This is a genomic window from Pseudomonas syringae pv. coryli str. NCPPB 4273 (assembly GCF_000972175.1).
Taxonomy (GTDB): Bacteria; Pseudomonadota; Gammaproteobacteria; order Pseudomonadales; family Pseudomonadaceae; genus Aquipseudomonas; species Aquipseudomonas syringae.
Map to the genome: position 1 here is coordinate 81962 of NZ_AWQP01000002.1, position 15188 is coordinate 97149.

A 15188-nucleotide genomic window follows, 5' to 3' on the forward strand; every position below is an offset into this window, starting at 1 on the left:
GAACCGACAGCGTCAGGCAGCCACTCACTGCCTGGTCAGCTCAGGCTTTTCTTAAAGGACTATGACGATGAATACCTCGCAACATGAGTTTTCCCGTTTCATCACTGCGCTGGGTGCCCAGCTTGGCACTTCGCTTACCTGGCAGAACGGGGTATGCGCGCTGTATGACGGCCAGGACAACGAAGCCGCCGTCATCGAGTTGCCCGAGCACAGTGAGATGGTCATCTTTCATTGCCGTGTCGGGCGCTGCCCTGAACGCTCTGCCGATTTGCAGCACTTGTTGAGCCTGAACTTCGACGTCGCCCGCTTGCACGGTTGCTGGTTTGCCGTCGATCAGGGCGATGTACGCTTGTGTGCGCAACGTGAGCTGGTGTCGCTCGATGAGCCAGCCTTTTGCGACGTAACGCGTGGCTTTATTGCTCAGGCACGCGAAGCCCGCGCATTTCTGCACGCTTGAACAGGCGGGGCTGCACGTAAAAGCGCCGCTCCATGCGGCGCTTTTACGTTGTTTCAGCTATCAGCTTTTGACTTCGAAGCCCGACAGTTTCAACTCGCCTGCCGCCTCTTTCAGCGACGCCGAGGGCCGCGACAGCTCCCCGTCGAACGTGTAGCCGATGGGTTTGTCCTGGTCTTCGCCATAGATGAAATTGATCCGCCCGAGGGTCTTGTTCACGCTCAACGATGCGCCGCTGTTGTAGCTGATCAGTGGCGTGGGTGACGTGAAATTCTCGGTCTGCGGTGGGGCATGGAACACCACCAGCCTTTTGATCCTCATGTTATTGCGATTTTCCAGAAGGCCGGAGAGTTGGGTCTGCGTCAGCGTACCCCTGCGGCTGCCTTCGTCGATGTCGTCGATCAGCGAGTCTTTTGGTTCAAGGCGTACCCGGGCGAGGGTGCCCTGGCTGTTTTCAAGCTGCTTGACCATGGCGCTGAGCGTCGGGTCCTGACGCATGTACTCCGCGACCCTCGCCGCGTTGCCTGGCGCACTGGCTTCGCGTATCGAACCCATGATTCTGGTGAGGATGCTTTCCTTGCTCAGGCCTGACAGGCTGGTCTTGCTGGTTTCGAAGCGGGCATTGTCCAGCACGCTGTGATTGTTGACCGACGCTTGGTGTTGCACGACCGCCCGTTTCAGGTCTCGAAGCGCCTTGTATTGCGTATCGTTCTGCGACGGCTTGTCGGCAAACAGCGCTTTGAGCCCGTCAAGTCGAGCCTGAATGGCCTGCTCAGGGTTCATGTCGGCGTAAAGAGCGTTCAGCGGATTTTGCAGGTCTGCAAGGCGGGCGGTCGTGGCTTTATCCTTGAAGGCCGCACCGAGACTTTTCGATAGTTTGTCCAGGCTCTCGGTGGTCATCGGGGTCGCTACGTTAAAGCGGAACTTGACCCGTTTGACGGTTTTGTCATCGATGGTCACGTTCGCCGACACCCCCAGGTTATTGGCCGCCGATTGAGTCGCTGGCGTCGGCCCGGCAGCGGAGGCCGGGGTTGCTGTGGCGTTGGTATGCGTACCACCGATCTGCCCGCGCGCCTGTCCGCCGAAGATCAGACTGTTGAAAAAGCGCGGCCGGTTCTTGCCGCCTTCGCGCAGCTCTGTCTTGTCGTTCTTCTGGGTCAGGGAGTAATCGGTGTAGCTCAGCAGGTTGACCGTGACATTCGCCGCCACGCCCAGACGCGCAACTGCGGAAAGCGGCGCACTGTCGGCCTCCGACAGACCAAAGCCGACGCGCATATCAGCGCTGAAGCCTGTTGTGATATCGAAATTGAAGCGCCGCGCTTCATAGGTTTCGTGGTCCTTGACCTTGTTCAACAGCTGCAAGGGGTTGAGCTTGCCTTCGAACAGGTCGTCGACGAACCCGTCGATTTCGTCGTCCGCCACATTGAAGATCACCCCGGCACGCTGGCTGGCGGCAGCGGTTGCGGTCACGTCTGCGCCAAGACGGAAGTTCGGCGTCATCTTGCGGTTGTTACCGATATCGACGCTGCGGGCAGGGTGGTTGTCGTCGAAGAACCCCGGCCAGTAGTCCTTGCCGCCGCCCACGCCGCCGCTGATATTGCCGGCCGCTTCTCTCATCAGGTAGAGAGTCACGCCGCCTTCGCAACGTTCGGCACTGAAGAGGTAGTTGCGATTGCCGGTAGCCCCGGCGGTCGGCCACGGACCCGTCGACTTGTCGGCCAGTACGGCGAACGGGCTGGTCAGGTTCAGCCCGTAACTGCGTTGCACACCGATTTCATCGTCGCCGTGCTCCAGGTTTTTGAGCATGGCCTTGAGCGTGTCGGCCAGTTCGGACTGATCCTGGCTGCCGGTTGCCGCGCGCATATTGACGCTGACAGCGTGGTCGGATTTCTTGAGTGCGTTCGAGAACGCCTTGACTGCGTCATACGCGCCTTCCAGTGCTGCGTTATCGGTAAAGCCCATGTCGGTGACCTGTTTGAGCGGATTCTCGCCATAGGTCACATCGCGCAACGAGGTCAATTCCGCTTGCAGCCCGGGCAGGTCGCTGCTGCGTGCCAGCAGCTCAACCTTGCCGATCAGCGCACCGAGGTCTTTCAGGGTGACCAGATCCAGCGCCAGGCGGGCCTTGCTCAGCCCGTGATCTTCGTTGGCATCGCGGCGTTGGCCCAGACCGATATCGGTTTTGGTGTGAGAAAGCTTCACCCCGTTGTCTTTCAGCAGCTTGAGCGTTGTGGCCGTCGGGTTTTCTGCGGACGGGGCGACCTGGGTCAGGGCGTTATCCAGCTCATTGACGAAATCATGGCCGGAGCTTTTGAAGTTGAGCATCGACCCCAGTTCAGCCAGCTTCTTGCCGAGCTGAGTGCGTTTCGACGACTTTGCCACTGCGCTGTGCTGGTTGAGCACACCGTCGTTCTGCCTGAGGTTTTTGAGCTTGCCGTAGTCCTTGCCAATGTTCTCCAACGCAGTTCTGGCGTGCTTTTCCAGTTCGTCGCGGAAGACCTCGAGTTCTTTTGCCAGTTCAGCGCCTTCAGGGCCAAGCTGCAGGCGCGCAATTCGCGCTTTCAGATCGTTGCCCGGAGTCGGGGGTGTGCCGCCGGCTTCATGAATCAGTTCAAGTTGTTTGAACGCGATCAGCTCTTTCTTGTAGAGCTCCTTCAGGCCCTCGCGACCGTGATAGCGATGCTGGATGTTGTTGCCGACGTTCTTCATCCAGCGAGGCGGTTCCAGCGTGGGCTTGTAAACGTTGGCGCGAATGGCCTCGCTGGCGGTGGGGCGATTGCTTTTCTCCATGCCGCTGCGCCCGAATGCATTGATGTCCAGCTTTGCTGTCAACCCGGTGCCTGGAATCCGCCAGGTCTTGTGCGCGCGCGTGATGCGGTTGTAAACGTCATTCAAGCCGTTTTTTTCCACGGGACGCTGTTCGAACGCTTGCCACCGCCCCTCTTTGAGTTGCATCAGGCCTTGACCGGCGGCGTCCTCGACCTGGACGCTCAAGCGATTGTCATCATTGCTGTACAGCGCTTTGACCGGTTGCCCGTCAGGCGCTGTGAGCGGCGTCCATTTGGCCGCCAGCTGGCCTCCGAATCGGGTTGCCTGCCATGCCTCTCGGGGCATGCAATACAACTTGCCGGTGCTGCTCAGAGCGTAAAGATTGTGCTTTTCGTCCAGCGCCAGTTCCTTGATGTCACCGTCAATTGCGGACGTATCCAGATCGATGGGTTTGTGGTCCTTGCTATGGGCCGTCAGCCTGTTCTGATCATCGAGCGCGACAAAGCGCTTGTCGCTGACCATGGCAAAAGCGGTCACGACCCGATTCTCCAGCCCTGCGATTTCCTTGCCCATCGCCACCTTGGTCGAGCGCGCTATCTGGGCCAGTGCCGTATTGTGGTCGAAGGCAACATTGGGGTGTTTAGGGGCCACATCCAGCCTGAGCAGCTTGCCACCTTTCAATACGTAGGCATTGCTGTCGGCACCGCGTTGCAAGCGATCGACATCCTTGATGCCTGCGTCTTTCCAGCACTGCGGCGTCGCATCCCAACGCTGGATGCGACCGGCGCTCAAACCGACCAGACCGGCACGGTCGAGGTGCAGGCGGTCGGCCCCGACGGGCGCTGGCATAACCGTCAGGCCGCGTGTGTTGTCCAGGACCAGCGCATTGGTCAGGTTCCAGCCGCTTTCCAGTTTCGCACCCTGCTCGTCGAGCGCATGGGAGTGCACCTCGCCCTGACGATTCCTGATCAGTGCGTGCACGCGACCGTCATCGCCACTGATGAATCCGCTGACGCTGTTGTGGCCGCCCATTGGTTGATCGTCCAGCCTGTAGCCGGCTCGGTCGGGCATCAGGCGCAACGTTGGGTCGTTGCTTTCGAAGGCGCTGCGATCAGTGCTGTAAAGCCTGCCCTGCGTGTCGGCAATAAATAGCCTGTCGTTGCTCAGGGCGACTTCGGCGGCTTGTGCCTGACCGCCGTCGAGTTCCAGGGTTTTGGTTTTTTTCGGGGTCAGCCCACCAATCACCGGACTCATGTCGGTCAGCAGAACGGTCTGCACGTCCGAGCCGCTGAGCAGTGCCGCGCTATCGTCAGGCGCGACCGAAAATGACTTCAGGTCGTTGAACTCGGCGTGCGGCATGAACGGGCTGGAGAGATCGACGACGACATCGTCACTTTTGGCGTAGACCGAGCCGTTGCCTCCGGTTATCAGGCGGTTGAAAGCGATGTCCTCGATTTCATTCACTGGTTTCCAGCGAGCGTTGAGCGGTTCGAACTGGTACAGCCGGTCTTCGTGTACGCGCAGGCGGTCGCCGCTGGTGGTCTGATGGACGTCGGTGAGGTGAGCGATATGGGCCTTGCCCGGCAACTCCTGGCTGCGCCGCCCTTCAAGGGTGTCGAGATGAATGTGGTTTTCTTCACGCTGCATGCTCACCGGCGGAGGTTTTCCGCCCGGTACCTGCAGTGTTGGCTCGCTGCTGCGGATGACGGCCAGCGAGCTGTCGCCCTGCGCCAGATGCAGCAGATGCCCGTTGGCTTGCAACAGTTGGTGGCCCTGCACGCCTTGCTCACTCTGCTGCGCCAGATAGGTTTGTCCGGGCTTGGCGAGTATGTCGTCCAGCAGCGCGGCCATGCCGGGCGTCTTGAACGAAGAGAAATCCGGCTTGCCCTCGGCACTCAAGCCTACAGCGCCCTGTGATTGCACGCTGCGCGTCAGTTTCTCGTTCTTGAACTCGAAACGACCGCCGCCGCTGCGCTCCAGACCCGGACTGCGAGCGGTGGGTGGTCCCTCTGAATCGTCCGCCTTGGTGCCGGAACCGCTTGCCGCGTTCGGGTCGACAGGCTGCATTGACTGGCGTGTACCATCGGAGCCTTGCAGGCGGCTGCCGGGGTTACGGCGTTCGCGCATAGCGCTGGCGACGGCCTCTTCGTCAGTCATGGGCTCTGCGGCTAACTGCTCCGAAGCGCTGCGCGTGAGCTGATCCTGTAGAAGATTGAACGTGACACGGCGATTGTTACGGGGGGCAGTGTCTGTCCGCGTCGATTCTTCTTCTATTTCATGTGCCGTCGTTCCTGAAGCGTTCGCCCTGTCCGCACGGGTGCGCAGAATGGACTTGGGGAGATGATCGCTGCGCGGCGACGGGTTATCCGGCAAACGAGTGTCACGACCGGTATTTTTGCCGGCCTCGCGGCTGGAGCGCGGCGCTGAGCTTGAGGGTGTTTGTGTACTGGGCGATCTGGCGGCCGACTGCCGGGGTGCCCTGGATTTCTGGAAAACCTTGCCGACACTTTTCAGCAGCCGTTTTCCCATGCTCCCCAGGGAATGTGAGGAGCGCTGGGTCGGCTGTTCGGTTTGCTGCCGCAGATTTGAAGGGTTGTCGGCTCTTGCTGTTGCTTCTGGCGCAATGACGTTACCGGTATTGCGGTTGACCGTTGGTGCCTGCACGGTGCATCTCCCTTTCCATTTGCCGCCCGACGACGGCGATTGTGTAACCCTTTGAAAAGTCCTTCAGCTTCTGTGTGGCATCGGAAAGGCACCGGTTCCAAAGAAAAACAGCTGGCTGAAACGTTTCAGGCTTGTGCGTACGCAAGCGAAATACACCTGGCAGGGAACTGGAAAGGCGGGCGTGCCACGTAGGGGGACACGTTCAGGACATTCCGCACATGGCCGCCGTTGCCCTCCACGTTTCGTCTCCTCGCTTGCTGGCTCGTTCGGTACAAATCGCCGTTCTGGCCCTGGGGGCACTGTGTGTGGGCTGCCAGTCAGCCGATTATTCACAGCCGCGCCTGGACCGCTTGCCGCGACTGGTTGCCGGGCTGGGGCATCGCTCTGACGACGCGCAGGCGGACCCTCGAGCTGCAACGACTGTTGCCGATTTGCCCGTCTACAACGGCGAGGACGTTTGGCAACGGGTGGCGCAGCGATGCCGGCTGGTGGACGGGCAGGGCGTCAATGAACGTATCGCTCGCCAGCGTGACTGGCTGCTGAACAATCGCGGCTTCCTGACCGGGGCCAGCAAGCGCGCCACGCCTTACCTGCATTTCATTGTCGAACGTCTCGATGAACGCAACATGCCATTGGAACTGGCGCTGCTGCCCATGATCGAGAGCTCCTACAACCCTTTGGCCAACTCCCCGGCGGCGGCAGCGGGCCTCTGGCAGTTCATCCCGTCTACCGGTCGCCAGTTCAACTTGAACCAGAGCGCTACCTACGACGCCCGCCGCGATGTCGTCGCGTCAAGCAAGGCGGCGATGGACTATCTGACTCGCCTGCATGATCAGTTCAATAACGACTGGCTGTTGGCACTGGCGGCCTATAACGCGGGCGAGGGTACGGTTGCACGAGCGATCGACGCCAACCGTCGGCGTGGCATGCCTGTCGACTACTGGCATTTGAATCTACCCCGGGAAACCCAGGACTACGTTCCGCGCCTGCTGGCACTCTCGCTGGTGGTGCGCAATCCAGGCGCCTACGGCGTGCAACTGACGCCGGTCGCCAACATGCCGTATTTCGATGTGGTTGAGCTCAACCACACGGTAGACCTGACTCAGCTCGCCGCCACAACCGGGGTAGATGAGGCGCAGTTGTTGCGCCTCAACCCGGCATTCCTGCGAAAAAAGACCCCGGATGGGCCGGGACGTTTGCTGATTCCCAAGACCCACACGCAGGTCTTGACGGCAGGTATCGAGCGGATCACCGGAGAGTCGGCGACAACCGCTGTCATCCCGGCAAGCCCCGGAAAGCGTGTGATCGAGCGTCAGCCAGCGTCACAGGTGGCCGAGCGCGCTCCGGTGCCTGGACCTTTGCAAGCAGCAGGGCGCGAGCAGACGGCAGGCCTGAGGCAGGTGCTTGAGCGCGAGCCTGCACCGGAATCGGTACAACCGGTCAGACGTGAACCGCAACCGAAAGTCGTCCAGGTTGCCAGGCAGGAGCCCTTGCCCGGCCCAGCGCAACCCGTTCAGGCTGCCGAACCGGTGACTGTGTCCGAATCCATCCAGCCAGCGCGTCAGGCGCCATCGCAGGCGACAAACGAGCGTTCGCTGCTGGACCGTCGAATACAAAAGAGGCTGTACATCGATGACCGTTCGTCGCCACGCAAGCGCGACGAGATCGCGTACCGCGATGAGCCGCGTGAGCTGCCTAGCGGGCCTCGTGTCGTGGTGTACGCAAGCGATCCACGCCAATAACCTCTCGATTTTTTTCTCCTGAGCCCTTAAAGCACCTGAAAATTGACCTTTTTTAGTGCTTTTTCGCGTTTTCAGCGCGTGCCGGAAACCTTCGAATAAAAATTTTCATTCCCTTTTTTGCCGTTATAGAGCGCAAAAAGGGTGGCCGACCGAGCTGCAGCAACTATGTTTCTCAGCGGCTCATGCAAACTTTGTAAAGAATTGTAAGGAAATACTTACACATATTTAGAAACAATCTCAGTGATGATGGGGTATCAGCACTGCTTATGGTGGTAGGCCTTCACAGCGCTATAAGCGCGGATTGCCAGATTGTCCTACAGTGAATCCTTTCAGCTAATTAGCTATTTTCAAAACCTGCAAATCCGCATTCTGAAAAGGCGGCGCGTTCGGATTGCCGAATGCATAGATGGCAAAAAGCTATCGCGAGATGAGCCCAAAAAATGGGAGATTTCTGGATCCAACCAACTCAGAGATGCGAAATCGTTCGGAAATCCGACTGAAGTATTGTTTATATCCGCCCAGTGGTCGGGTACTGTATTACAACCGGCACTCCCTATTAAGATGTGTGGAATAAGTTTAACTTTGACAGGTGTTTGTTTAAGTTCGTTAGTTGTAGATGTTATTAAAGTTAATGCAGTAAGTTCGTGTGGCTGGTGCTCTTGGTCTGATAGGATTTTAGTGTCGACAATAACTAAGGTGCTACGACGCCTGTTAAGTACGCCACTAGGTTCGTGGAGTGGCTATCTGTTTTTGCTACGATTGGCAAGTTACAAATTTTTCGATTTCATTATGGCCCGTGATCGGGCATACGGCTGGATACCCCTGCAGTCACGGGGGCTGCAGTGACTATTGGCCAGCGTAAGTCTATGATAATTTTGGAATAAGTATATATTAATACAGTCATTTCAAAGCGCTTGCGCTATACCGAGTGGATCTTAAGGGGCTGTCGCTACTTGATAGTGATTCTCGAGTTTGTGAAATTTTTCACAGTCGGTGGGGAACTAAATAGCCATATGTGTGCCTTGTAAGACGTGGTATTAATATCCCGCCTCCCTCCCGCTATGAGAGTGATCGATGAGCACAGACATTGATAACGACGTTCGAACGTGTTGGAACGTAACTGCATTATCGGCTGGTCATCAAATTGCAATGAACAGCGCGCTACTGGATATGGACTTGCTTCTTTGCGGGGAAACCGGCACCGGCAAAGACACCCTGGCCAGCCGGATTCACGAGCGGTCGAGCAGGACCGGGCCCTTTGTCGGCATGAACTGCGCGGCCATCCCCGAATCGTTGGCAGAGAGTCAGTTGTTCGGCGTGGTCAATGGTGCGTTCACCGGCGTGTGTCGCGCTCGCGAGGGCTACATCGAGGCCTCCAACGGCGGCACCCTCTACCTGGATGAAATCGACAGCATGCCGTTGAGCCTTCAGGCCAAGCTCTTGCGGGTGCTGGAAAGCAGAGGGGTCGAGCGGCTCGGCTCGACCGACTTCATACCTTTGGATCTGCGAGTGATTGCTTCGGCCCAGCGTCCGCTGGATGAACTGGTGGAACAAGGACTTTTTCGTCGTGACCTGTTTTTCAGGCTCAATGTGCTGACACTGCAGTTGCCAGCCTTGCGCAAGCGTCGCGAGCAGATTTTGCCATTGTTCGACCAGTTCACCCAGGACATCGCCGCAGAATCCGGCCGCTCCGTGCCGACGCTCGATAACGGGCGTGTACAGATCCTGTTGAGTCATGACTGGCCCGGCAACGTGCGCGAACTGAAATCCGCTGCCAAGCGATTTGTGCTGGGGTTGCCGTTGCTGGGCGCCGAGCCGGTCGAAGCGCATGACCCGGTAACAGGACTGCGCATGCAGATGCGCGTCATCGAGAAAATGCTCATCCAGGATGCCTTGAAGCGGCATCGGCACAATTTCGACGCTGTGCTCGAGGAGCTCGAACTGCCCCGGCGCACCCTCTACCACCGCATGAAAGAGCTGGGGGTTGCTTCGCATACCGACCTGGTAGCCGAGTCCTGAATCGCTGCTGCGCTCGCGCAACGCTGATGCCATTGGAGTCATGAAATGAATCTCGATGATGAGTTTGACGATCACCTGGATGCGGAGCGCGTACCCAATCTGGGGATCGTCGCCGAAAGTATTTCGCAGCTCGGCATCGATGTCTTGCTGTCGGGCGAGACCGGTACCGGTAAAGACACCATTGCCCGGCGCATTCACAACATGTCCGGGCGCCAGGGTCGCTTCGTCCCGATGAACTGCGCGGCCATTCCGGAATCGCTCGCCGAGAGCGAGCTGTTCGGGGTGGTGAGTGGGGCCTACACCGGTGCCGACCGTTCCCGAATGGGCTACATCGAGGCGGCACAGGGCGGAACCTTGTACCTGGATGAGATCGATAGCATGCCGCTCGCCCTGCAGGCCAAGCTGCTGAGGGTGCTTGAGACCCGTGCCCTGGAGCGTCTGGGTTCGACCTCCACGATCAACCTGGATATCTGTGTGATTGCCTCGGCTCAGGCCTCTCTGGACGATGCCGTCGAAGAAGGCAAGTTTCGACGCGACCTGTACTTTCGCCTGAACGTGCTGACCCTCAAACTGCCGCCGCTGCGCGATCAGCCCGAGCGTATCCTGCCGTTGTTCACCCGGTTTGTGGCGGCGTCGGCCAAAGAACTTAACCTCGCGATTCCCGATGTATGTCCGTTGCTTCAGCAGGTACTGACGGGGCATCGCTGGCCCGGCAATATCCGCGAGCTCAAGGCCGCTGCAAAGCGCCACGTGTTGGGCTTCCCCTTGCTGGGGGCTGACTCGCAGACCGAAGAGCACCTGGCGTGCGGGCTCAAGTTTCAGCTGCGGGCGATTGAAAAGGCCCTGATTCAGCAAGCGCTCAAGCGCCACCGCAATTGCATCGACGCGGCCAGCCTGGAGCTCGATATTCCACGTCGTACGCTTTACCGCCGCATCAAGGAATTGAGCATCTGATTTTTTGCAGAAGTTCTGGAACCGATTCGCGGACGCATGCCACCTAGCTGTACCAAGCAATTACGCTGGTACAGACGAAGGGGTATGACGTTATGACTATCATGAGTTCTCTGGCGGGTGCAGGTCGCGGTGTCGTCAACACGATCGGTGGTGCCGCTCAGGGCATCAACAGCGTAAAGAGCAGCGCCGACCGTAATGCTGCACTGGTGAGCAACACCGGTAGCACTGACAGCATCGACGCTACTCGCTCCAGCATCAGCAAAGGCGATGCAAAAAGTGCCGAGCTTGACGGCACCGCGAACGAAGAGAACGGCCTGCTGCGCGAGTCGAGCATGCTGGCGGGCTTTGAGGACAAGAAAGAGGCGCTTTCCAACCAGATCGTCGCAAGCAAGATCCGGAACTCGGTCGTCCAGTTCTGATTTCTTGAAGCCCCTTCGTACCTGAGGGGGCTGCTACTTTGAGGAGGTTGTGATGCAGAGTCTCAGTCTTAACAGCAGCTCGCTGCAAACCCCGGCAATGGCCCTTGTTCTGGTACGTCCTGAAACCGAGACGACTGGCGCCAGTTCGTCGAGCAAGGCGCTTCAGGAAGTTGTCGTGAAGCTGGCCGAGGAACTGATGCGCAATGGTCAACTCGACGACAGCTCGCCATTGGGCAAACTGCTGGCCAAGTCGATGGCCGCGGATGGCAAGGCGGGCGGCGGTATCGAGGATGTCATCGCTGCGCTGGACAAGCTGATCCATGAAAAGCTGGGTGACAACTTTGGTGCGTCTGCGGATAACGCCTCGGGTACCGGACAGCAGGACCTGATGACTCAGGTGCTCAGTGGCCTGGCCAAGTCCATGCTTGATGATCTTCTGACCAAGCAGGATGGCGGGACAAGCTTCTCCGAAGACGATATGCCGATGCTGAACAAGATCGCGCAGTTCATGGATGACAATCCCGCACAGTTTCCCAAGCCGGACTCGGGTTCCTGGGTGAACGAACTCAAGGAAGACAACTTCCTTGATGGCGACGAAACGGCTGCATTCCGCTCGGCACTCGACATCATCGGCCAGCAACTGGGTAATCAGCAGAGTGGCGCTGGCGGTCTGGCGGGGGCGGGTGGAGGTCTGGGCACTCCGAGCAGTTTTTCCAACAACTCGTCCGTGACGGGTGATCCGCTGATCGACGCCAATACCGGTCCCGGTGACAGCGGCACTACCAGTGGTGAAGCGGGACAACTGATCGGCGAGCTTATCGACCGTGGCCTGCAATCGGTATTGGCTGGCGGTGGGCTGGGTACACCCGTAAACACCCCGCAGACCGGAACGGCGGCGAATGGCGGACAGTCCGCTCAGGATCTTGACCAGTTGCTGGGCGGCTTGCTGCTCAAGGGCCTTGAAGCGACGCTCAAGGATGCCGGACAAACCGCTACCGACGTGCAGTCGAGCGCTGCGCAAATCGCCACCTTGCTGGTCAGTACGCTGCTGCAAGGCACCCGCAATCAGGCTGCAGCCTGACCGACAACCGCCTGACGGAGAACTCACGTGACCATTTCCCACCTTGGTAATGTTAAAAGCATCTCGCCGGAACTCGGGCAGGATGTGCCACAGGGGCTCGTTTCAGAACCGGCCCAGGCGGATGTCGACATCTTCACCGCTGCCACGCAGCCGGACGGCGTTTCGAGCGGAGCGCCGCTTTCCGAACATATCGCCAGCGCAATTTCCGGCGGTCTGGGCGAAACCGAAAAAATGTCTCAGCAAGCGATGCGGTCGATGAAAAAAGCCTCCGGGACTGGAGACGCGCTGGATATCGCCGCGATGACCAGGACCCTGTCGCAATGCTCTTTGCAGACGGCGCTCACGACCAAGGTGGTGAGCAAGACTGCACAGGCGCTCGACAAGCTGACTAACTTGCAGTAGAGGTTTCCGTGAAATTTCTGAGCGCAGGGCTGCTGCTGATTTGCATGGTATTGCTCGGCGGCTGCAGTGATGAAACCGATCTGTTCACCGGCTTGTCCGAGCAGGACTCCAATGAGGTCGTTGCCCGTCTTGCCGATCAGCATATCGACGCGCGCAAACGTCTGGAAAAAACCGGCGTTGTCGTCACCGTCGCCACCAGCGACATGAACCGCGCCGTCAGGGTGCTCAATGCTGCCGGCCTGCCACGCCAGTCTCGCGCCAGTCTGGGGGATATCTTCAAGAAAGAAGGGGTCATTTCGACCCCGCTCGAAGAGCGCGCCCGCTACATCTATGCCCTGTCTCAGGAGCTCGAAGCGACGCTTTCGCAGATAGACGGCGTCATCGTGGCCAGGGTGCACGTGGTACTCCCGGAACGCATCGCACCGGGTGAACCGGTGCAACCTGCCTCTGCTGCGGTGTTCATCAAACACTCCGCAGCGCTTGACCCGGACAGCGTGCGTGGGCGCATTCAACAGATGGTCGCCAGCAGTATCCCCGGCATGTCGACGCAATCGGCAGAGTCGAAAAAGTTTTCCATTGTGTTCGTACCGGCTACCGAGTTTCAGGAAACCACACAGTGGGTCAGTTTCGGACCGTTCAAGCTGGACAGCGCCAATCTGCCGTTCTGGAACCTGATGCTTTGGCTGGTGCCGGTTGGCCTGGCGGTGTTGCTGCTGATCATCGCGCTGCTGTTGCGCAGTGACTGGCGCGCCTCAGTGCTTCGGCGGATCGGCTTTGCCGGCCGTAGCCGCTCGACCGTACCGGCGCGCGCGTGATGGACCTGACCGCCGAGGACTATTGGACTCAGTGGTGGTGCAATCCCTGGCCATGGGCGCATGTGGGCTGGCAAAGCCGGTTCGCCGAGCGCTGCGGACTGACCGTCAGCGACTGTGAAGCCCTGATGGTCAGCCGTCACAGTGTGTTCCTGCAGAGTGTCGGCATCACGCCAAGTCAACCGCCGATGCCTGCAGAGCCGGTGTTGAACTGGCTGGCACTGACTCCCGAGCAGCGTGATCAGGCGCTGGATCTGGCGCAACGCATCTGTTTTTCCCGTAACGAAAGCGACGGCCATGACGGGCAGTGGTGCTGGGCCCTGACCAAGGCGTTGCGCCCTGGTGTCTGGCTGGATCTGGAACATGAAGATGCGCGCTTGCTGTTGGGTGCCTGGCTCGGGCCTGAGTATTGGCCGCGATTGCGTCTGGCCTGGGCGCCCGATGAGGTCGCCGACAGCCCTTGCTCGGCCCCCGAAAATAAACTTCAGACGCTGTGGCAGGCTGTTCTATGGCGTGTCACCGCGGCCTGAATATCCGCTTCCCTCTGCACCAGGAATTCCCCGATGCTTGCCAAACGCAGTATTACCCTAACTGCCGACGCGGTGCTGCCCGAGCCGGTATTGCGCCGTGAAGACATCGCCAACAGCCTGCTGGCTCGCGATATTCTGACGGACGCGCAACGTCAGGCTGAGCAGATGCTGGTACTTGAGCAGGCTAAAGCCGATCGTCGGCATCAGGAAGCGCTTGCGCAGTTCTGGGAGCGCGCCAATGCCTTTCTGGACGAGCTGCACGTCCAGCGCGAAGCCTTGCAGCAGCAGGCCATGACTGCTGTCGAGGAGCTGTTGACTGAGGCATTGCGCCAGTTGCTCGATGAAACGACCCTTGCCGAGCGCGCTCGGGCACTGGTCAGGAACCTCGCAGCCAGTCAGCTCAACGAAGCCGTGGCCACACTCAGCGTTCATCCGGAGATGGCCGAGCCGGTCGCCGAATGGTTGGCAGAGAGCCGTTTTGCCGAGCACTGGGAGCTCAAACGTGATGCGACGCTGGCCACTGAAAGCCTGCGCCTGAGCGACGCGAACGGCGCGTTCGAAATCGATTGGGCAACGCTGCGCAATGGGCTGGCAGGCGCGGAGCCGGCTGCCTGAAACAGACTCTTGCGGCGAAAATGGAACCGCTCCACCTGTTTGCTCCACTCAAGGTTTGAACCTTTCTGCTGGAGTATCAGGACATGATAAATTTCAAATCCCTGCAAAATAACCTCGATTCCACGCTCACTCGCGCGTTGTCCGACGTGGATGACGTGCTGGACGGGGGCAATGGGCATTTCACCGCCGACGACATCGATGCCTTCAGTGAGGCGAGCCAGCAGGCTGCGGTCAGCTCCAACATTGCTGATCAATGCCAGCAGGCTGGTTATAAAATGACCAAAAATGTCATCGATGGATTTCAGTGAGTTCGAGGAGGTCGTCGGCCTGTGGCGTGATCAGCGTCCGGCGAGCCCGCTCGACTGCTGGGTCGACGACGCCAACGCACGGCTGGAAATGGTGGGTGGCGGAGTCCGTTGCAGCATGGAGTTACTCGACCCCTATGACGCCAACGACCCTCAGCGTATCGAAGCATTGCTCAGTCATGGCGGTGCCAGCCTGGCGTGTGCCTGTGACGGCGCGTTCGCCATTGATCCGCAAACCTGCTGCATGGTGCTGGTCAGCTGGATGCCTGGCCCCTGCAGCCTTGCCGATCTGCTGAACCGTCTGGAAAGCCTGGCCAATCAGCGCGCGGCCTTGCTCAGCCTGATGCACACCACTCTGGTCAATTCCGTGCCCGCCTTAGCCGGGCGCACGACCCTCAATCACCGGCAACCGGGAGTTTGAA

General features: G+C 59.2%; 13 protein-coding genes. 12 read left to right on the top strand and 1 reads right to left on the bottom strand.

The genetic code is table 11. From position 1 onward, the window contains the following. Positions 1–67 precede the first annotated feature (67 nt). Complete coding sequence (locus tag P406_RS00815; RefSeq protein WP_003314129.1) at positions 68–457, top strand: type III secretion system chaperone; 390 nt, start codon at positions 68–70, stop codon at positions 455–457. 60 nt (positions 458–517) lie between these two features. Here the strand turns inward: P406_RS00815 and P406_RS00820 are convergent, their stop codons facing one another. Next, positions 518–5887, bottom strand: a complete 5370-nt coding sequence (locus P406_RS00820) for an AvrE-family type 3 secretion system effector (RefSeq protein ID WP_046235034.1) — start codon at positions 5885–5887, stop codon at positions 518–520. A 218-nt stretch (positions 5888–6105) separates the two neighbouring features. Here P406_RS00820 and P406_RS00825 point away from each other — a divergent pair, with 218 nt between their 5' ends. The 11 genes from P406_RS00825 to P406_RS00875 all read left to right on the top strand — a co-directional run bounded on the left by P406_RS00825 (position 6106) and on the right by P406_RS00875 (position 15187). Next, positions 6106–7629, top strand: coding sequence for a lytic transglycosylase domain-containing protein (locus P406_RS00825; RefSeq protein WP_046235035.1), 1524 nt, complete (start codon positions 6106–6108; stop codon positions 7627–7629). Positions 7630–8703: 1074 nt separating this feature from the next. Beyond that, positions 8704–9648 (top strand): transcriptional regulator HrpR, encoded by a 945-nt coding sequence (gene hrpR, locus P406_RS00830; protein WP_082100660.1) that lies wholly within the window; start codon positions 8704–8706, stop codon positions 9646–9648. A gap of 45 nt (positions 9649–9693) precedes the next feature. Next, positions 9694–10602: a transcriptional regulator HrpS gene (hrpS, locus tag P406_RS00835; protein ID WP_046235037.1), complete on the top strand. Its 909-nt coding sequence runs from the start codon at positions 9694–9696 to the stop codon at positions 10600–10602. A 92-nt stretch (positions 10603–10694) separates the two neighbouring features. Then, positions 10695–11021, top strand: a complete 327-nt coding sequence (locus P406_RS00840; protein WP_003314134.1) for a type III secretion system major pilin HrpA — start codon at positions 10695–10697, stop codon at positions 11019–11021. Positions 11022–11073: 52 nt separating this feature from the next. Beyond that, positions 11074–12102, top strand: a complete 1029-nt coding sequence (gene hrpZ / locus P406_RS00845) for a type III secretion system effector HrpZ (RefSeq protein WP_046235038.1) — start codon at positions 11074–11076, stop codon at positions 12100–12102. Between the two features lie 27 nt (positions 12103–12129). After that, positions 12130–12504, top strand: a complete 375-nt coding sequence (gene sctI, locus P406_RS00850) for a type III secretion system inner rod subunit SctI (protein WP_003314135.1) — start codon at positions 12130–12132, stop codon at positions 12502–12504. An 8-nt stretch (positions 12505–12512) separates the two neighbouring features. Further along, the gene (sctJ, locus tag P406_RS00855) at positions 12513–13319 is read left to right on the top strand and encodes a type III secretion system inner membrane ring lipoprotein SctJ (protein ID WP_003314136.1); all 807 of its coding nucleotides are present in this window, start codon (positions 12513–12515) and stop codon (positions 13317–13319) included. Continuing rightward, entirely contained in the window at positions 13319–13846 is a 528-nt protein-coding gene (locus P406_RS00860; protein WP_046235039.1) for a hypothetical protein, read from the top strand. Before sctJ ends, P406_RS00860 begins: the two co-directional genes overlap by 1 nt. Positions 13847–13879: 33 nt before the next feature. Continuing rightward, positions 13880–14461 (top strand): type III secretion system stator protein SctL, encoded by a 582-nt coding sequence (gene sctL / locus P406_RS00865; protein WP_046235040.1) that lies wholly within the window; start codon positions 13880–13882, stop codon positions 14459–14461. Between the two features lie 83 nt (positions 14462–14544). Further along, positions 14545–14769 (top strand): type III secretion protein, encoded by a 225-nt coding sequence (locus P406_RS00870; protein WP_003314139.1) that lies wholly within the window; start codon positions 14545–14547, stop codon positions 14767–14769. Then, positions 14747–15187, top strand: a complete 441-nt coding sequence (locus P406_RS00875; RefSeq protein ID WP_082100661.1) for a type III secretion system protein HrpG — start codon at positions 14747–14749, stop codon at positions 15185–15187. Before P406_RS00870 ends, P406_RS00875 begins: the two co-directional genes overlap by 23 nt. Position 15188: the final 1 nt, after the last annotated feature.